Origin of the sequence: Albimonas donghaensis (genome assembly GCF_900106695.1) — a bacterium.
GTDB lineage: Bacteria > Pseudomonadota > Alphaproteobacteria > Rhodobacterales > Rhodobacteraceae > Albimonas > Albimonas donghaensis.
On record NZ_FNMZ01000001.1, the window covers coordinates 540,094 to 557,271 of the forward strand.

A 17,178-nucleotide genomic window follows, 5' to 3' on the forward strand; every position below is an offset into this window, starting at 1 on the left:
GGCGCGCGTCCTCCCATTCCATCGTCGAGACCCGAATGACCGTGACCCGCCTGCTGATCGCCAACCGGGGCGAGATCGCCGCCCGCATCGCCCGCACCGCCGCCGAGATGGGGGTGGAGACGGTGGCGATCCATTCCGCCGACGACGCGGCCAGTCTGCATGTCCGCCGCGCCGACCGGGCGGTGGAGATCCCGGGGCAGGGCGCGCGCGCCTACCTGGACGCGGAGGCCGTGGTGGCCGCCGCCGTCGCCGCCGGGGCCGACGCCGTGCATCCGGGCTACGGGTTCCTGTCGGAGAACGTCGATTTCGCGCGAAGGGTCGAGGCCGCCGGCCTCGCCTTCGTCGGGCCGACGCCCGAGTCCCTGGCGCTGTTCGGGGACAAGGTCGCCGCCAAGCGCCGGGCGGGAGAGCTGGGCGTGCCCACCATCCCCGGCACGGCGGAGGATACCGACCTTCCCGCCGCGCTCGCCTTCTTCGACGCGCTGCCCGAGGGCGCGGCGATGATGATCAAGGCCGTCGCCGGGGGCGGGGGCCGGGGCATGCGCGCCGTTTTCGCCCGCGAGGAGGTCGAACAGGCCTGGACCCGCTGCAAGTCCGAGGCGCAGGCCGCCTTCGGGGACGGCGCCGTCTATGTCGAGCGTTTCCTCCCCGCGGCGCGGCACCTGGAGGTCCAGATCCTCGGCGACGGGCGGGGCGGCGTGACCCAGCTGGCCGAGCGCGAATGCACCCTCCAGCGCCGCAACCAGAAACTCATCGAGATCGCGCCCTCGCCCGCGCTGTCGGACGCCGACCGCGCCCGCATCGCCGGTTGGGCGGTGGAGATGGCGCGCTCGGGCGACTATCGCAGCCTCGGCACCTTCGAATTCCTGATGGACGCCGCCACGGGCGACATCTTCTTCATCGAGGCCAACCCGCGCATCCAGGTCGAACACACCGTCACCGAGGAGATCTTCGGATTGGACCTGGTGCGGCTCCAGCTTGGCGTCGCCGAGGGGCGGAGCCTGAACGAGCTCGGCGCCGGGCAGGAGCAGCTTCCCGCCCCCCGCGGCTTCGCCCTGCAGGCCCGCGTGAACATGGAGCGGATGGACGCAAAGGGGAACGCCCGCCCCTCCGGCGGCGTGCTGACCGCCTATGAGCAGCCCGCCGGCGCCGGCATCCGGGTGGACGGGTTCGCCTATGCGGGCTACCGGACCTCGGCCGCCTTCGACAGCCTGCTCGCCAAGGTGGTGGTGCATTCGCCCCTGCCGGACTTCGCCGCGACGCTGGCCAAGGCCGACCGGGCGCTGAAGGAATTCCGGATCGAGGGGCTGGCCACCAACCTCCCCTGGCTGCGCGCCCTGCTGGCGCATCCGGCGGTGCGCGCCGGCGACGTCACCACCCGATTCATCGAGGCCGAGGCGCAGGCGCTGTTCGACGCCGCCGCGGCCCAGGCCCCGGCGCTGTTCTTCGAGCCCGCCGAGGCCGGTCCCGAAACCCGGGCCCCCGAGGCCGCCGTTCCCGCCGGCGCGGTCCCGGTCACGGCGCCCATGCAGGCGACGCTGTTCGCGCTGGACGTGGCGGAGGGCGACCGGGTGCGCGCGGGCCAGCAGCTCGGCATCCTCGAAGCGATGAAGATGGAGCACACCATCGCCGCCCCCTCCGCGGGGGTGGTGACGCGGGTCTTCGCCGCGCTGGGCGACACGCTGATGGAGGGCGCGCCGCTCTTCGCCATCGACCCCGCCGAGGACGAGGCGGCCGAGACCGCCGCCGAGGAGGCCATCGACCTCGACTATATCCGCCCCGAACTGGAGGAACTCCGCGCCCGGCTCGCCGCCGGCCTCGACGAGACCCGGCCGAAAGCGGTGGAGAAGCGCCGCGCCAGGGGCCACCAGACCGCGCGCGAGAACCTCGGCCAGCTTTGCGACGCGGACAGCTTCAACGAATACGGCGCCCTGGCCGTGGCCGCCCAGAAGTCCCGCCGCAGCCTCGCCGACCTGATCGAGAACACCACCGGCGACGGCATCGTCACCGGCACCGGCACGATCAACGGCGACCTGTTCGGCCCGGACAAGGCCCGCTGCGCCTTCGCGGTCTACGACTACATGGTGCTCGCCGCCACGCAGGGGCAGCGCAACCACAAGAAGCAGGACCGGCTGTTCGGCCTGGCCGGAAAATGGTCCCTGCCGGTGGTGCTGCTGGCCGAGGGCGGCGGCGGACGGCCGGGGGACGACCGGCACTCGGTCGCGGGGCTCGACAACAAGACCTTCTCCAAGTTCGCCGCGCTCTCGGGGCAGGTGCCGCTGGTCGGCGTGGTCTCGGGCCGCTGCTTCGCGGGGAACGCGGCGCTGCTGGGCTGCTGCGACGTGATCATCGCCGATGAAAGCGCCAATATCGGCATGGCCGGGCCGGCGATGATCGAGGGCGGGGGCCTCGGCGTCTACGCCTCCGAGGAGATCGGGCCGATCGCCTCCCAGTCGGTCAACGGCGTGGTGGACATCCGGGTGAAGGACGAGGCCGAGGCCTGCGCCGCGGCGAAGAAATACCTCTCCTACTTCCAGGGCCCCACGACCGGCTGGACCGCCGCCGACCAGCGCCTGCTGCGCCGCGCCATCCCCGAGAACCGCCTGCGCGTCCACGAGGTCCGCGACGCCATCGACATTCTGGCCGACGAGGGCTCGGTGCTGGAGCTGCGCCGAGAATTCGGCGTGGGGATCGTGACCGCCTTCATCCGGATCGAGGGCAAGCCCTTCGGTCTGATCGCCAACAACACCAAGCATCTGGGCGGCGCCATCGACGGGCCCGCGGCGGACAAGGCGAGCCGCTTCATGCAGCTTTGCGACGCCTTCGACATCCCCATCGTGTCGCTGGTCGACACGCCCGGCTTCATGGTGGGGCCGGAGGCGGAGAAGACCGGGCTCGTGCGCCATGTCTGCCGGATGTTCGTCACCGCCGCGTCGCTGTCGGTGCCGGTCTTCGCGGTGGTGCTGCGCAAGGGCTACGGGCTGGGCGCCATGGCGATGACCGGCGGCGGGTTCCATGACGGCTTCTTCACCGTGTCCTGGCCCACGGGCGAATTCGGCGGCATGGGGCTGGAGGGCGCCGTGCGGCTGGGCTTCCGCAAGGAGCTGGACGCCGAGACCGACCCCGCCGCCAAGCAGGCGCTGTATGAAAAGCTGGTGGCGGGCTTCTACGAGATCGGCAAGGCGGTCTCGGTCGCCTCGGCGCTGGAGATCGACGCGGTGATCGACCCGGTGGAGACCCGCGGCTGGATCCTGCGCGGGCTCGCCGCCGCGCCGCCGCGCCAGGTGATGGCGGGCGGCCGGCGGCCCTTCGTGGACAGCTGGTGATGAGCGGGGCGGAGGTCTCCGGAGGCGCGGGGGGCGGCGATCCCGCTCCGCCCGCGGCCGGGCTCGCCGCCCCGACCGGCCCGCATCCGCTGGGGCTGGCCGAGCAGATCGCCGACCTGTGCGGAGAGATGATCCTCGACGGCCGCATCGCCGCGGGCGAGCGCCTGCCCGAGGCCCTGATCGTGGAGCGGTTCCGCCTGTCCCGCGCTTCCTTCCGCGAGGCGTTGCGGCTGCTGGAGCGCCGCGGGCTGGTGGAGTTCGAGCCCCGCCGCGGCGCCCGCGCCCGGCCCGTGGCCCTGCGCGACATCGCCGATTTGTTCGACGTGCGCATCGCGCTGGCCTGTCTCGCCGCGCGCGGGATGGCCGCCGATCCCGACCCCGGCTGGCGCGCCACGCTGGAACGCCGCGTGGCGGAGATGGAGGCCGGCGCCCGCGACCCCGACGCGGCCCCGCTCGCCTTCTCGCGCAGCTTCACCCGGGCGGTGCGGGCGGTGATCCAGGGGGCGGGCAACGCGCTGCTGCCGCGCCTGATCGCCGATCTCGACACCCGCAGCCTGTGGCTGACGCTGTGGCGCACGCCGCTGGATGCGCTGGACCTTCCCACCCGCCGCGCGCGGGCCGAAGGGATGCGGGCGGTGGCCCGGGCGCTCGACGCCCGCGACCCCGCACGCGCCGAGGCCGCCATGCGCGCGGTCTTCGAGGCCTCCCGCGATGCGGCGCTGGCGGAACTGCCCCGCGCCGCCCCCGCGCTGTTCGCGCCGGCCCCGCGACGCGGAAGCGCCGGGCGATGACGCCCCGCGGGGAGAACTTCGCGCGGCCCCCTATGCGCATCCTGACATTTGTCCGATAGTCGCCCGCATCCCTCGTCCCAACGGGCGGGGCCCCGACCAGACACCCTGTCGCCGGCGCCAAGACCGGCCCGAGAGGAGAGGAAACCAAGATGACCGAGACCCTGCTGCGCGAGATGCGCGACGGCCTGCTGATCCTGACCATGAACCGTCCGGAGCGGCGCAACGCCATGAACCCGGACCTCACCGCCGCCCTGCGCGACGCCACCGCCGAGGCCGCCGAGGACCCCGCCGTGCGCGCCGTGCTGCTGACCGGCGCCGGCGACGCCTTCTGCGTGGGCGGCGACGTGAAGGCGATGAACGAGGGCTCGGGCCGCGCGCCCTCGCTGGGCGAGCGCATTCATTCGCTGCGCGACCGCATGAACAGCTCGCGCTACCTGCACGAAATGGCCAAGCCCACCATCGCCGCCATCAACGGCCCCGCCGCCGGCGCCGGCCTGTCGCTGGCGCTGGCCTGCGATTTCCGGGTCTGCGCCTCGACCGCCAAGCTGACGACGGCCTTCGCCAAGGTCGGGCTCTCGGGCGATTACGGCGGGACCTATTTCCTGTCGCAGATCCTCAGCCCGGCCAAGGCGCGGGAGCTTTACCTGCTGTCGCCCGTGCTGACCGGCGAGGAAGCCGCCGCCATCGGCATGGTCACGAAATCCGTCGCCCCCGAGGCGGTGATGGACGAGGCGCTGGCCATGGGCGCCTCGCTGGCCGCCGGGCCCACCGTGACGCTGGGCAAGATCAAGCGGAACCTGGCGCTGGCCGCGGCGGGGGCGGGGCTGAACGCCTGTTTCGACTCGGAGGCCCGCAACCATTCCGAATGCGGCTACACCGAGGACCACAAGGAGGCCGCCGCCGCCTTCGTCGAAAAGCGCCGCCCCGTCTTCGTGGGCCGCTGAGGAGGACGCCGACATGGGTTCCTATCTGCGCCTGCGCCAGATCTGCCTGGCCGCCCCGCATCTCGAGGCCTCGACCCAGCTTCTCCAGTCCCTGCTGGGGCTGGAGGAGTGCCACCGCGACCCGGCCGTGGCCAATTACGGGCTGGAGAACGCCCTGCTGACCATCGGCCCGGACCGCTTCCTGGAAGTGGTCTGCCCGACCGAACCCGGCACCGCCGCGGGACGGTTCATGGAGGGGACCGGCGGGCTCGGCGGCTACATGCTGATCTTCGACAGCGACGACGCCGCCGCGCGGCGCGAGCGGATCACCGCCATGGGCGTCCGGCTTGCGCATCACATCGACCGGCCGGGCTTCCAGGGGTTCCAGTATCACCCCAAGGATTGCCGGGCGACGTTCCTGGAGATCGACAACACCCCCGGCGGCGAGGACGTGATGGGCGCTTACTGGCCCGCCGGCCCGCACTGGCAGGACCATGTGAAGACCGACGTCACCCAGGCCCTGCTGGGGGTGGAGGTGCTGACGCCTGACCCGGCCGGGCTCGCCGCCCACTGGGCTGCGATCCTCGAGGTTCCGGCCAAGGGCGGGAACGGGCGCCACGTGATCCGGGTGGATCAGCAGGACATCGCGATCCTCGCGGCCCCGGGCGCCGCGCGGGAGCGGCTGGACGCGCTGGTCTTCCAGGTGACCGGCGCCGCCGACATCCTGCACCGCGCCCGCTGCATGGGGCTGGAGACCCGCGCCGACGGCTTCCTGCTGGGCGGCTGCTGGATGAAGCTGGTCGAGGCGGGCTGAGGCCCCTTCGCCTTCGCCCCCTCTCCCCCTTCTCCCCGGGTCCCCGCTTCGCGGGGCCGGGGGGAGGGGGTCACTCCAGGTCGTCGAGCCGATCGTGCGTCCGCTCGATCCGCTCCAGGTGGCGGCGGCCTTCGGGGCCGAGGCGGTGCATCGTCTCCGCCGCGACCAGGCGGGACAGGGCCATGGCGCCGGCGAGCGTGTCGAAGGTCTGCGGCGTCTCCACCGCGCAGGTCAGCGTCCAGCGCACGGTGGCGGCGGGGGCGCCGCGCAACGTCGGATCGGAGATCAGCGCCACGTCTGCTCCGGTCTCCCCCAACGCCGCGATCAGCGCCGCGAAGATCCGCGGCCGCCGGCGCAATCCGAACACCACCGCCACGTCGCCCGGCCCGATGTCGCCCATGCTCTCGGCCGCGGTCTGGCCGCTCCAGCCGATCATCTGCACGTCGGGCCTGAAATTCGACAGCGCGGTGCGGAAATACTCGGCCACGAAATGGCTGTTGCGATAGCCCTGCACCCGCACCCGCCGCGCGGTCGCCAGCCGGTCGGCGAGCTCGTCCAGCGCATGCGGGTTGACCATGGCGAGCGTCATCTCGATCGCCGCCTGCTCCGACGCCAGGTGCTCGGTGATGCGCCCGCCGGGGCGCCCGCCGGGACTGCGCGCGTCGGGGGCGGCCTCGGCCAGGAACAGGGGCGAGCCCGCCGCGCGCATCGCCCGGCTGTCGCGCCGGGCGGCGTCGTAGCCCGAATAGCCCAGCCGTCGGAAGAATCGCGAGACCGTGGCGCCGGAGACACCCGCCCGCGCCGCCAGTTCGTTGGCCGGCCACAGCGCCAGTTCCCCCGGCGAATCGAGCACATGCTCGGCCACGCGCCGCTCGCCGTCCGGCAGAGCCTCCCAGGCTCGGTGAATGCGTTGCATCAAGGACACGGGTTTAGCCGCTGTTTCCGAAGGTTTTTCGACAGGCGAGGACGCCGCGAACGGCGGGCGGGACGCGTTTTCCACGGGAAAACTCCCTCTCAATAAACACTTGCACGATAATGGAAGCACATTCGACGGCCTCTCGCGTCACTTGCAACCGAAACCTTTCATTCATCCTTATTGACGGCATGAAATTTGAGTTTCATCATCCTCGTCAAGGTCCGCAAACCCCAGCATCCCCAGCTGCGGACCCTTCGGCCCCAAGTTGCGCCGGCCCCGGTTCGCCCGACCGTTGTCCGGCACGTTCGAGTCTGTTCGCGTTTGCAGTCGGGTCGAGTGCGCCAGCGTAGCTTTTACGGCGCACCGGGTGCTGGGACGTGGCCGCCGGGGCCCCGGCCGGTCGCGATGGCGTGACGCCGCGTCCCCGCAAGGGGCTGCGGCGGTCTCGCGCCGGCAGTCCGGTTCAGGAGGCGTCGATGACCGAGAAGGGCCCATCCGCCCATGGCCAGGGGACCGGCGCCGAGGTCGCGGTCGATTTCGCGCTGACCGTCAACGCCGTCGCCTCGCGCCAGGCGCCGTGGACCCGCAGCCAGGACTCCATCCTCTCCGACGCCGGCTTCGACACCGCGCGCGACGCCATCGCCGGCTGGCCCGGCTACGCGCCGACGCCGCTGATCGCGCTGCCCTCGCTCGCCGCGCAGGCGGGCGTGAGGGAGATTCATCTCAAGGACGAGGGCGGGCGCTTCGGCCTGGGGTCCTTCAAGGCGCTGGGCGGGGCCTATGCGGTCGCCCGGCTGTTGCAGCGCCGGGTGGAGACCGAGCTCGGGCACCCGGTCCCGATGGCCGAAATCGCCTCGGGCGCCCATGCCGACATCGCCGCCGGGCTGACCGTGTGCTGCGCCACCGACGGCAATCACGGACGCTCCGTCGCCTGGGGCGCGCGGACCTTCGGGGCGCGTTGCGTGATCTTCGTGCACGCCACCGTGTCCGAGGCCCGGGCCGACGCCATCGCCGCCTACGGGGCCGAGGTCCGCCGCTGCGCCGGCAATTACGACGACAGCGTGCGCGAGGCGCAGGCGACCGCCGACGCCGAGGGCTGGTGCGTCGTCTCCGACACCTCCTATCCCGGCTACATGGACGTGCCCCGCGACGTGATGCAGGGCTACGAGTTGATGGCCGCCGAGGCGTTCGAGGCGCTGAAGCGCCCCCCCACCCATATTTTCGTGCAGACCGGCGTCGGCGGGCTCGCCGCCGCGGTGGCGGCCCAGGCCAAGCGGCGCTGGGGCGTGGCGCGGCCGCTGGTGATCCTCGCCGATCCCGACCGCGCCGCCTGCTGGCTGGAGAGCTTTCGCGTCGGGCGGCCGACCGCCGTGGGGGGCGCGCTGGACACGCTGATGGCGGGGCTCGCCTGCGGCGAGGTCTCGGCGCTCGCCTGGGAGATCCTGCGCGACCATGCCGACGCCTGCCTGGCGCTGCCGGACGACGCCGCGGTGGCGATGATGCGCCGGCTGGCCCGGCCCGAGGGCGGGGACCCGCCGGTCGCCGCGGGCGAAAGCGCCGTGGCGGGGCTCGCCGCAGTGTTCGCCGCCATGGGCTCGGCCTCGACCCGGGCCGCGCTTGGGCTGGGTCCGAATTCCCGCGTGCTGGCCTTCGCGACGGAGGGCGACACCGACCCTGAGCTCTACCGCGCCCTGGTCGGCGCCGACGCCGCCGCCGTGCGCCTGGGGATGGCATGAGCGCCGCCGATTCCGTCCGGTCGCGCGCGCCCGCAGGCGGGCCGGCGCGGCGCTTCGTCGTGGCGGGCGCCCAGCTCGGCCCCATCGCCCGCGAGGAGGACCGCGCCTCCGCCGTCGCCCGCATGGTGGCGATGATGACCGAGGCCGCGGGGCAGGGCGCGAAGCTGGTGGTCTTCCCCGAACTCGCGCTCACCAGCTTCTTCCCGCGGTGGTGGATCGAGGACCCGGCCGCCCTCGACGCCTGGTTCGAGACCGAGATGCCCTCGCCCGTCACGCGCCCCCTGTTCGAGGCCGCCGTCCGGCTCGGCGTCGGCTTCCACCTGGGCTACGCGGAACTGACGCGGGAGGGCCGGCGCTTCAACACCGCCATCCTGGTCGGTCCGGACGGCGCGATCCTGGGCAAATACCGCAAGGTGCATCTGCCCGGCCATCGCGGGCATGAGCCCTGGCGCCCCTTCCAGCATCTGGAGAAGCGCTATTTCGAGAAGGGCGATCTCGGTTTCCCGGTGTTCGACACCGGCTGGTCCGGGGTGTCGGGGCGGCTGGGCATGTGCGTGTGCAACGACCGCCGCTGGCCCGAGACCTGGCGCGTGCTCGGGCTCGGCGGGGCGGAACTGGTCATGCTTGGCTACAACACCCCGCAGCACTACCCGCTCGCGCCCGAGCACGACCACTTGCAGTATTTCCACAACGAGCTGTCGGTGACCGCCGGCTGCTACCAGAACGGGCTCTGGGCCGTGGCGGTGGCCAAGGCGGGGGTGGAGGAAGGCTGCGAGCTGATCGGGGGCTCGATGATCGCCGCGCCGACCGGCGAGGTCGTGGCCCGGGCCGCGAGCTCCGCCGACGAGGTGATCTGCGCCGAGATCGACCTCGACCGCTGCGCCGAGATCCGCGCCAACATCTTCGATTTCGCCCGGCATCGCCAGCCGCAGGATTACGGCCCGATCACCGCGGCCGCCGGCGGCTGAGGCGCCGCCGTCCCGCGCCTTCGGGCGGGGAAAAAGCGCAGGCGGCGCGCCCCGGCGAGCGTGGACGCGGACCCGCGCGACCGGGCGTCAGGCGGCCGGCGTCAGGCGGCCGGGTAGCGGGACCAGAGGCTCAGCCCCCCGTCGCGACCGATCAGCACCACGTCATAGGCCTCGCGCTCGGCCTCCGGGCCCATGCCGGGGGAGCCCCAGGGCATGCCGGGCACGGCGATGCCCACGGCGTCCGGGCGCTCGGCCAGCAGGCGGCGGATGTCCGCGGCGGGCACGTGGCCCTCGACGACATAGCCCTCGATCAGGCCGGTATGGCAGGAGGCGGCCTGCGACGGGATCCCGAGCGCGATCTTGCGGCGGACCAGGGGGCCGTTGGGGACCTCCTCGACCGACACGTCGAAGCCCTCGGCCCGCATGATTTCGGTCCAGGCGCCGCAGCAGCCGCAGGACGGGTCCTTGAGCACGTGCAGCCCGGGCGCGGCGGCCGATGCGGCGCGGGCCAGGCCGGCGCCGGCCAGAGGCGCGGCGGCGAAGGCGAGGGCGCCGGCGCGCAGGAGCGCGCGGCGGGAGAGGGCGGAAGAGGGCATGGCGGGCTCCGGTGCGGCGTCCCCGAACGACCGGGGCCCGAGGGAGATAGGGCTTCCCCCCGCTGGAAGGTCAAGCCTTGCGCGGCGCGACGCGCGGGCGCCTATTCCAACCCGGGTTCGTCGAGCAGGGTGCGGCCGGCCGCGTCCTCCAGCTCGATCACCCAGAGGTCCCTGTCGAACCCGCGCTGGCGGGAGATCGCGGCGTCGACCTCGCCCTCCGGCCCCTCGGCCAGTTTCATCCATTCGCGGCCCTCAAGGGTCATGCGCCGCTCGAAGGCCCTGGCCTGGCCGTCGAGCGTGTAGACCTTGACCAGCACGGCGCCGGCGGTGGCGTCGCCCTTGGCCGTGACATAGGCGGGGATGTTCGCCAGCCGCAGCCGGGTCAGATAGGCCTGCACCCAGAACTCGGCGGTCAGGCGCGGCGCCACTCAGCGCCCCTTCCGGCCGTCGAAATCGAGCCCCATGTTGTCGTAGCGCTCCCGCTCTTCCAGCCAGTTCTCGCGCACGCGGACCTCGATGAAGAGATGCACCTCGCGGCCCAGGAAGTTCTTCAGCTCGGCGCGCGCGGCGGTGCCGACCGACTTCATGGTCTCGCCCTTGTTGCCCAGCACGATGCCGCGATGGCCCTCGCGCGCCACGTAGACCACCTGCTGGATGCGGACGGAGCCGTTCTTGCGCTCCTCCCATTCCTCGGTCTCGACGGTGAGCTGGTAGGGCAGCTCCTGGTGGAGGCGCAGGGTCAGCTTCTCCCGCGTGATCTCGGCGGCGATGACGCGGGTGGGGGCGTCGGCGATCTGGTCCTCGGGGTAGTGCCAGGGGCCCTCGGGCATGCGGGTGGCGAGCCACTTGATGAGGTCCGCGCAGCCATAGCCCTTTTCGGCCGAGATCATGAAGGTGGCGACGAAATCGCGGCGGGCGTTGAGCTTTTCGGTCAGGCCCAGAAGCTCGGGCGCGCGAACGCGGTCGACCTTGTTGATGATCAGCGCCACCGGGCGGTCGCCGCCGCGGTCGTCGAGCGCCTTGAGGATCTCCTCCACCCCGTCGGTGAGCCCGCGATGCGCCTCGACCAGAAGGCAGACCACGTCGGCGTCATCGGCCCCGGTCCAGGCGGCGGCGACCATGGCGCGGTCGAGCCGGCGGCGGGGGCGGAACAGGCCCGGCGTGTCGATGAAGACGATCTGCGAGGCGCCTTCGATGGCCACGCCGCGGATGCGCGAGCGGGTGGTCTGCACCTTGTGGGTGACGATGGAGACCTTGGCCCCCACCATGCGGTTGAGCAGGGTGGACTTGCCGGCGTTGGGCTCCCCGATCAGGGCGACGAAGCCGCAGCGCGCGCCCTCGGGCATGGCGCCGGCGGCCTCCGACAGGCGGGCCTCCTCGGCGGAGCCGGATTTCGGAGCCGGGGCGGGTTTCGGGGCCGGTTCCAGGTCGGGTTTCTGGGCCGCCTCGGGCGCGGGAGCGTCCTTGCGGTCGTCGTCATGTTCGTCGGCGGGGGTCATCCGCGGGACTCCAGGAGATTGAGAAGCGATTGCGCGGCCGCCTGCTGGGCGGCGCGCTTGGACGGGGCCTCGGCGGTGGCCTCGGTCCCGTCCTCCATGCGCGCGGCGATGGTGAAGACCGGGGCGTGGTCGGGGCCGGAGCGGGCGAGCTCCACATAGGTCGGCGGGGCGAGGCCCCGCGCCTGCGCCCATTCCTGCGCGGCGGTCTTGGCGTCGGCGCGGGTGCGGGCGGCGGCGTCGATGCGCCCGCCCCAGGCGGCGAGGATGGCGGCGCGGGCCGCGTCCATGCCGGAGTCGAGATAGATGGCGGCGATCAGCGCCTCCATCGCGTCGCCCAGCACGGCGGGGCGCTTGCGCCCGCCGCCCAGCGCCTCGGATCGGCCGAGGCGCAGCATGGGGCCGAGGCCGAGGCTCTCGGCCACCTCGGCGCAGGTCTCCTTGCGCACGAGGGCGTTGAAACGCGGGGCGAGCCGGCCTTCGGGCGCGTCGGGGAAGCGGTCGAACACGGCCTCCGAGATCACCAGGCCAAGCACCCGGTCCCCGAGGAATTCCAGCCGCTGGTTGTCGGGCCGCGCGCGCGAGGAGGCGGAGGGATGGGTCAGCGCCTCGTCCAGCCGGTCGGAGGCGAGCACCTCGACCCCGAGACTGGCGGAAAGCGCGGCGGCATGAGCGGTGAGTTCGCGGGAGGTCATGGGAAGGCTCCCGGGCAGAGTGCGGGCGGGCGGAGTGCGGACGGGCGGAGTGCGGTCGGGCGGAAAACGGGTGGGCGGGGGAAGCGGGCGGCCGCGGGAACCCGGGCGCCAGGCCGGACCGGGGCGCCCGCGGCCGCGGGAGACCGGGGCGCGGGCGTCGGCGTCGCCGGCAACGGGGTCGCGAAGGACTCGGCGGCGCGCGGCGCGGCGGCGTGGCGCGCGCCTGCGCGGAGGCGCCGCGCGGGTGTCGGGCGCGGGGCGTCCCGGCGCCGCTCCGGGCGCGGCCGCTCGGGCCGCGCGGGGGGCGGGGCCGGCGCCCGCGGGGCGCCCCCGATCAATGGATCGAGACGAAGAAGCGATCGGCGCGCCAGTTCCACACCTCCCAGAATTCGCCGCCGAAGCTGAGCGCGATCAGGTCGGCGCGGCCCACGAGGTTCTCGAAGGGCACCATGCCGACGCTCTGGCGGCTGTCGTTGGAATTGTCCCGGTTGTCGCCCATGAAGAAGAAATGCCCCTCGGGGACGCGGAACTCGCGGGTGTTGTCGGACAGGGTCGACAGGTTGTCGTCGGCGTTCAGCACCAGATGCTCGACCCCGTTGGGCAGCGTCTCGGTGAACCGCTCCTTGAGGCACATGACCTTGCCGTCCTCGCGCGGGTAATCCTTGCACTGGAGGGAATGCCCGGGGATCACCGGCTCGATGAACACGCCGTCGGGGCGCTGGGGCGCGACCTCGCCGTTGATGTAGAGCAGCCCGCCCTTCATCTGGATGGTGTCGCCCGGCAGGCCGACGAGGCGCTTGACGTAGTCCTCGTTATTGGCCGGGTGCTTGAAGACGATGACGTCTCCGCGCTCGGGGTCCGACGCGAAGATGCGGCCGGAGAAGGGCAGGGCCGAGAACGGGAACGAGTGCCGCGAATAGCCGTAGGCGTATTTGGACACGAACAGGAAGTCGCCGATCAGCAGCGTCGACTTCATCGAGCCCGACGGGATCCAGAACGGCTGGAACAGGAACGAGCGGAAAATTCCCGCGATCAGAAGGGCGTAGACGACGGTCTTGAAAAGCTCGCCGAAGCCTTCCTTCTTCTGCGCCTTGGCCATTGCGTTCCTGTCCTGGTGCGTTCCGCGATCCGCTCGCGGCGGGGCGGAGGCGGGACGCGCTCCGTGCCTGCGACGGGCGCGCGTTTGTCGCCCTCGCCCTCGTCCAAGTCAAGGCGCGCGGGCGCGGGCGGGCCGGGGGCGTGACCGGGGCGGAAATGGGTTGCCGAAATGCGGCGCCGAGGCGTGCCGACGGGGACGCGCGGACGGGGGCGTGCCGACGGGGACGCGCGGGCGGGGGGAGGACGCGGGCCGTGCGGCCCGGCTCCGGAAGAGCCGGTTCAGTTCGTCCGTCCGGAGGTCGGGTAGGGGGCGGGGGGCGTGCCGGGGGGCAGGGCCTCGATGATCACGAAAGCCTGGGCGTAGGGGTGATCGTCGGTGATGGTCACGTGGATCCTTCCTTCCCAGCCGGGGGGGATCAGCCCCTCCATCCGGGTCCGGGCGCCGCCGGTCAGCACCATGGTCGGCTGGCCGGAGGGCAGGTTCGCCACCCCCATCTCCTTCCACGCCACGCCCATGCGCAGCCCGGTGCCCAGCGCCTTGGAGCACGCCTCCTTCGCCGCCCAGCGCTTGGCGTAGGAGGCGGCGCGTTCCTTTCGGCGCTCGGACTTGAGCTGCTCGGTCTCGGTGAACACGCGGTTGACGAAGCGGGTTCCGAACCGCTCCAGCGTGCGTTCGATCCGACGGATGTCGGCGATATCGGAGCCCATGCCGACGATCATCGCGAAAGTCCCCCCACGATCAGGGCGAGGCCGGCGGCGCCGAACACCGCGCCGAAGCCCGCCTCCAGCCAGCGCCGGGCGCGCGCGTAGACGTCCGCGGCCCGGCGGGTCGAGAACACCACCCCGTAGCCTGGAAAGATCACCGCGCCCAGCGCGCCGCACATGACCACCACCTCGGCCAGTTCCCACGGCGTCGCCTCCGGCCCGACGGCGAGCGAGAACAGCGCGCCCCAGAACAGCACCGACTTCACGTTGGTCAGGTGCAGGGCGATGCCGCGCAGGAAGGCCATGCGCAGGTCGCGGGCGGTGATGGCGCGGGGGGCGGGGGCCTCGGCCGCCATGGCGCGGCGCAGGGCGCGATAGCCCAGCCAGATCAGGTAGGCGCCGCCGGCATAGCGCAGGCCGGCCATGAGCGCGGGGCTGCCCGTCATCATCGCCGAGACCCCGGCCGCCGCCATCGCCGACCAGAAGATCGAGCCGCACCAGACCCCGCCCGCCAGCGCCAGCGCCATGGCGCGCCCGCGGGCGAGCGCGGTGGCCGAGATCGCCATGGTCGACGGCCCGGGAGAGAAGATGGTGGCGAGGTAGATCGCCGCCACGGAGGCCAGGTCCCCGCCCGTCACGTCGCGGCCGTCACGTCGCGGCCGCCGCGGGGGCGCGAAGCTGGCGCAGCAGGTCGCCGGCGGCGCGGAAGGCCAGCGCGGATGCCGCGGCGGCGAAGAGCGCGGCGAAGGCGGCCTCGATCCGCCGGCGGGCGGCGGCATGGGCGCGGATCAGCGGCGCGGTGGAAAAGACAAGCGCGTAGCCGAAGTTGATCGTCGCCGCCATCGCCGCGCAGCCGGCGAGCAGCGCGATGGCGTCGGCGGGCGCGGCCTCGGCCGGCAGGCCCACGGTGATGATCGCGGCCCAGCCGAAGATCGCCTTGGGATTGACGAGATGCATGGCGAGCCCGCGTCGGAACCAGCGCCCCAGCGGGGCCGGGCCGGAGGCCGGCGTCGCGCCGGGCGCCGGATCGGGCCGGGCGGCGGACCGCCCCATCTTCCAGGCCAGCCGCGCGAGATAGAGCGCGCCGGCGCATTTCATCGCGATCAGCGCCCAGCCGGCCGAGGCCAGCACGGCGGCGAGCCCGCCCGCCGCCAGCGCGCCCAGCGTGCAGGACCCGACCACCACGCCCGCGGCCAGCCCCATAGCCGCCCGCCGGCCGGAGCCGAGCCCCGTCGCCATGATCGCCAGCGTCGTCGGCCCCGGACTGGCCGAGGCGGCGGCGAACGCCGCGAAGCCCAGCCAGAGCGCGCTCACGCCGCGCCCTCGCCGAAGGCGTCCTGCCGGGCCTGGTCCATGGCCCCGCGCATCCGGCGGATGGCGCTGTCGAGCCCGGAGAAGATCGCCTCGCCCACCAGGAAATGGCCGATGTTCAACTCGGCCACCTCGGGGAAGGCGGCGACCGGGGCGACGGTGTCGAAGGTCAGGCCGTGGCCGGCATGGACCTCGAGCCCGAGCGAGGCGCCGAAGGCCGACATCTCGCGCAGCTTCTCCAGTTCCGCGTCGCGGTCCGCGAAACGGCCCTCGTGATGGGCGTCGCAATAGGCGCCGGTATGCAGCTCGATGACCGGCGCGCCGATGCGGGCGGCGGCCTCGATCTGGCGGGCGTCGGCGGCGATGAAGATGGAGACCCGGCAGCCGGCCTCGCTCAGGGGGGCGATGAAATGGGCGAGCCGGTTCTCCTCGCGCGCCACTTCCAGCCCGCCCTCGGTGGTCCGCTCCTCGCGCCGCTCGGGCACGATGCAGACCGCGTGGGGGCGATGGCGAAGCGCGATGGCCTGCATCTCCGGCGTGGCGGCCATCTCGAAGTTCAGCGGAACGGTCAGCTCGCGGGCCAGCGCCTCGATGTCGGGGTCGGTGATATGGCGGCGGTCTTCGCGCAGATGCGCGGTGATGCCGTCGGCGCCCGCGGCCTCGGCGATCTTGGCGGCGCGGATCGGGTCGGGATGGGCGCCGCCGCGGGCGTTCCGGATGGTGGCCACGTGGTCGATGTTGACGCCGAGGCGCAGGCGGCCGTGCAGAGGGCTGGTCATGGGGTCGGCTCCGGGCGGGAACGGTTCGGGTTTCACCGACCATAAGGCGTCCGGAGCGTTCTGTCTCGGGGGGCCGCGCGTCAACGGGGACGCGGGTTGCGCGCGCCCGCCCGCGCGGCCCGGCATCCGGGTTCCCGGCGGAACCGGGGCGGGCGGCACATGGCGGGGCGGACGCGGGGGGCGGGGCGGACGCGGGGGGCGGGGCGGAAGCGGGGGGCGGGGAGACGGTTCCGACGGCGCCCCCGTTTCAGCGCGCCGCGGGCGAGCGGGCGCAGGCGGCGGGCCGGCGGACGCGGCGCTCCCTTCCCGGGCCCCATGCGGGGACGGCCGGGGGGCGGGCGCGAAACTCGGTCCTGCGTTGGGCCCCGCCGGGCGGGGGGCAGGCCGGGCGGGCGGCTCAGCCGGGCAGGTCGCGGGCCCCGGCGCGGCGGGACAGCTTCAGGGCCTTCTTGGCCTCCTTCGCCGCCTTGCGCCGCTCGGCCGCCTCATGGACGCGCTGCTTGGCGCGCTCCATCAGCTGCAGGCGGCGGCGGTTCTGGTAGGTGGAGATCACCGGGCGCACCGCGAAATAGACCGCGCAGGAGGCGACGACACCCGGCAACAGGCCGCCGACCAGGTAGGGGATGAAGATCGCGTCGAGATTGTCCCACAGCCAGCGGAAGCTCCACCCGTGAAGGGGCGGCTGGACATGCAGGCCGGTGATGCGCGCCCCCATCCACATGGAGGCGCCGGCGATGAAGGGGAAGGTCAGCGGATTGCCGGTGAAGGTCCCGGTGGCCGAGGCCAGGATATTGCCCCGCGCCACGAAGGCGAAGGCGGCGGCGATGACGAAATGGAACCCGAAGAACGGCGTGAAGGAGGCCATCACCCCGCAGGCGAAGCCCAGCGCGATGCGATGCGGGGTGTCCGGAAGCCGCTGCACCCGCTTGCCGAGATAGCGATAGCCCCGCTGCCAGCCCTTGCGGGGCGACAGGAACTCGCGAACGCGGTCGCGCACGGGCTGCGGATCGCGGCGGCGGAACAC

17 protein-coding genes are annotated in these 17,178 nt (G+C 73.2%); 6 read left to right on the plus strand and 11 right to left on the minus strand.

The features are described from left to right. The first annotated feature begins 35 nt into the window (after positions 1-35). From BLV24_RS02220 to BLV24_RS02235, 4 genes are all read left to right on the plus strand, one after another. Positions 36-3,326 carry an acetyl-CoA carboxylase family protein gene (locus BLV24_RS02220; protein WP_092679498.1) on the plus strand — a complete coding sequence of 1,097 codons (3,291 nt, stop codon included), beginning with the start codon at positions 36-38 and terminating at the stop codon, positions 3,324-3,326. Continuing rightward, the gene (locus tag BLV24_RS02225) at positions 3,326-4,117 is read left to right on the plus strand and encodes a GntR family transcriptional regulator (RefSeq protein WP_092679499.1); all 792 of its coding nucleotides are present in this window, start codon (positions 3,326-3,328) and stop codon (positions 4,115-4,117) included. The genes BLV24_RS02220 and BLV24_RS02225 overlap by 1 nt, the downstream gene beginning before the upstream one ends. Positions 4,118-4,266: 149 nt before the next feature. Then, entirely contained in the window at positions 4,267-5,061 is a 795-nt protein-coding gene (locus BLV24_RS02230; protein ID WP_092679500.1) for an enoyl-CoA hydratase, read from the plus strand. A gap of 13 nt (positions 5,062-5,074) precedes the next feature. Then, positions 5,075-5,854 carry a VOC family protein gene (locus BLV24_RS02235; RefSeq protein WP_092679501.1) on the plus strand — a complete coding sequence of 260 codons (780 nt, stop codon included), beginning with the start codon at positions 5,075-5,077 and terminating at the stop codon, positions 5,852-5,854. 70 nt (positions 5,855-5,924) lie between these two features. On the opposite strand, the gene BLV24_RS02240 is transcribed toward BLV24_RS02235, so the two are convergent. Next, a complete protein-coding gene (locus BLV24_RS02240; RefSeq protein ID WP_092679502.1) occupies positions 5,925-6,770 on the minus strand; it encodes a MurR/RpiR family transcriptional regulator in 846 nt (281 codons plus the stop codon). A 476-nt stretch (positions 6,771-7,246) separates the two neighbouring features. Here BLV24_RS02240 and BLV24_RS02245 point away from each other — a divergent pair, with 476 nt between their 5' ends. Both BLV24_RS02245 and BLV24_RS02250 read left to right on the plus strand, forming a co-directional pair. Beyond that, positions 7,247-8,506 (plus strand): diaminopropionate ammonia-lyase, encoded by a 1,260-nt coding sequence (locus tag BLV24_RS02245; RefSeq protein WP_092679503.1) that lies wholly within the window; start codon positions 7,247-7,249, stop codon positions 8,504-8,506. Next, positions 8,503-9,474 carry an N-carbamoyl-D-amino-acid hydrolase gene (locus tag BLV24_RS02250; RefSeq protein ID WP_092679504.1) on the plus strand — a complete coding sequence of 324 codons (972 nt, stop codon included), beginning with the start codon at positions 8,503-8,505 and terminating at the stop codon, positions 9,472-9,474. Before BLV24_RS02245 ends, BLV24_RS02250 begins: the two co-directional genes overlap by 4 nt. Positions 9,475-9,575: 101 nt before the next feature. Here the strand turns inward: BLV24_RS02250 and BLV24_RS02255 are convergent, their stop codons facing one another. The 10 genes from BLV24_RS02255 to BLV24_RS02300 form a co-directional block, all read right to left on the minus strand. Next, on the minus strand, positions 9,576-10,070 hold the full coding sequence (locus BLV24_RS02255) for a DUF411 domain-containing protein (RefSeq protein ID WP_092679505.1): 495 nt from the start codon (positions 10,068-10,070) through the stop codon (positions 9,576-9,578). Between the two features lie 101 nt (positions 10,071-10,171). After that, the gene (locus BLV24_RS02260) at positions 10,172-10,498 is read right to left on the minus strand and encodes a DUF1491 family protein (protein WP_092679506.1); all 327 of its coding nucleotides are present in this window, start codon (positions 10,496-10,498) and stop codon (positions 10,172-10,174) included. Then, positions 10,499-11,416 carry a GTPase Era gene (gene era / locus BLV24_RS02265; protein ID WP_092680228.1) on the minus strand — a complete coding sequence of 306 codons (918 nt, stop codon included), beginning with the start codon at positions 11,414-11,416 and terminating at the stop codon, positions 10,499-10,501. 149 nt (positions 11,417-11,565) lie between these two features. Then, positions 11,566-12,261: a ribonuclease III gene (gene rnc / locus BLV24_RS02270; protein ID WP_092679507.1), complete on the minus strand. Its 696-nt coding sequence runs from the start codon at positions 12,259-12,261 to the stop codon at positions 11,566-11,568. A gap of 334 nt (positions 12,262-12,595) precedes the next feature. Then, positions 12,596-13,360 carry a signal peptidase I gene (gene lepB, locus BLV24_RS02275; protein WP_092679508.1) on the minus strand — a complete coding sequence of 255 codons (765 nt, stop codon included), beginning with the start codon at positions 13,358-13,360 and terminating at the stop codon, positions 12,596-12,598. 278 nt (positions 13,361-13,638) lie between these two features. Beyond that, a complete protein-coding gene (gene acpS, locus BLV24_RS02280; protein ID WP_092679509.1) occupies positions 13,639-14,079 on the minus strand; it encodes a holo-ACP synthase in 441 nt (146 codons plus the stop codon). Beyond that, the gene (locus BLV24_RS02285) at positions 14,076-14,702 is read right to left on the minus strand and encodes a LysE family translocator (RefSeq protein WP_176954594.1); all 627 of its coding nucleotides are present in this window, start codon (positions 14,700-14,702) and stop codon (positions 14,076-14,078) included. The genes acpS and BLV24_RS02285 overlap by 4 nt, the downstream gene beginning before the upstream one ends. Before the next feature lie 10 nt (positions 14,703-14,712). Then, positions 14,713-15,378: a LysE family translocator gene (locus BLV24_RS02290; protein ID WP_092679511.1), complete on the minus strand. Its 666-nt coding sequence runs from the start codon at positions 15,376-15,378 to the stop codon at positions 14,713-14,715. After that, positions 15,375-16,154: a pyridoxine 5'-phosphate synthase gene (locus BLV24_RS02295; protein WP_092679512.1), complete on the minus strand. Its 780-nt coding sequence runs from the start codon at positions 16,152-16,154 to the stop codon at positions 15,375-15,377. Before BLV24_RS02295 ends, BLV24_RS02290 begins: the two co-directional genes overlap by 4 nt. A 397-nt stretch (positions 16,155-16,551) precedes the next feature. After that, on the minus strand, positions 16,552-17,178 hold the full coding sequence (locus BLV24_RS02300; RefSeq protein ID WP_092679513.1) for a DUF2062 domain-containing protein: 627 nt from the start codon (positions 17,176-17,178) through the stop codon (positions 16,552-16,554).

What these genes read in the sequence shown, in the direction of transcription:
- BLV24_RS02220 (WP_092679498.1), top strand. Translation starts at nt 36, where the DNA reads ATGACCGTGACCCGCCTGCTGATCGCCAACCGGGGCGAGATCGCCGCC.
- BLV24_RS02225 (WP_092679499.1), top strand. Translation starts at nt 3,326, where the DNA reads ATGAGCGGGGCGGAGGTCTCCGGAGGCGCGGGGGGCGGCGATCCCGCT.
- BLV24_RS02230 (WP_092679500.1), top strand. Translation starts at nt 4,267, where the DNA reads ATGACCGAGACCCTGCTGCGCGAGATGCGCGACGGCCTGCTGATCCTG.
- BLV24_RS02235 (WP_092679501.1), top strand. Translation starts at nt 5,075, where the DNA reads ATGGGTTCCTATCTGCGCCTGCGCCAGATCTGCCTGGCCGCCCCGCAT.
- BLV24_RS02240 (WP_092679502.1), bottom strand. Translation starts at nt 6,770, where the DNA reads ATGCAACGCATTCACCGAGCCTGGGAGGCTCTGCCGGACGGCGAGCGG.
- BLV24_RS02245 (WP_092679503.1), top strand. Translation starts at nt 7,247, where the DNA reads ATGACCGAGAAGGGCCCATCCGCCCATGGCCAGGGGACCGGCGCCGAG.
- BLV24_RS02250 (WP_092679504.1), top strand. Translation starts at nt 8,503, where the DNA reads ATGAGCGCCGCCGATTCCGTCCGGTCGCGCGCGCCCGCAGGCGGGCCG.
- BLV24_RS02255 (WP_092679505.1), bottom strand. Translation starts at nt 10,070, where the DNA reads ATGCCCTCTTCCGCCCTCTCCCGCCGCGCGCTCCTGCGCGCCGGCGCC.
- era (WP_092680228.1), bottom strand. Translation starts at nt 11,416, where the DNA reads ATGCCCGAGGGCGCGCGCTGCGGCTTCGTCGCCCTGATCGGGGAGCCC.
- rnc (WP_092679507.1), bottom strand. Translation starts at nt 12,261, where the DNA reads ATGACCTCCCGCGAACTCACCGCTCATGCCGCCGCGCTTTCCGCCAGT.
- lepB (WP_092679508.1), bottom strand. Translation starts at nt 13,360, where the DNA reads ATGGCCAAGGCGCAGAAGAAGGAAGGCTTCGGCGAGCTTTTCAAGACC.
- acpS (WP_092679509.1), bottom strand. Translation starts at nt 14,079, where the DNA reads ATGATCGTCGGCATGGGCTCCGATATCGCCGACATCCGTCGGATCGAA.
- BLV24_RS02295 (WP_092679512.1), bottom strand. Translation starts at nt 16,154, where the DNA reads ATGACCAGCCCTCTGCACGGCCGCCTGCGCCTCGGCGTCAACATCGAC.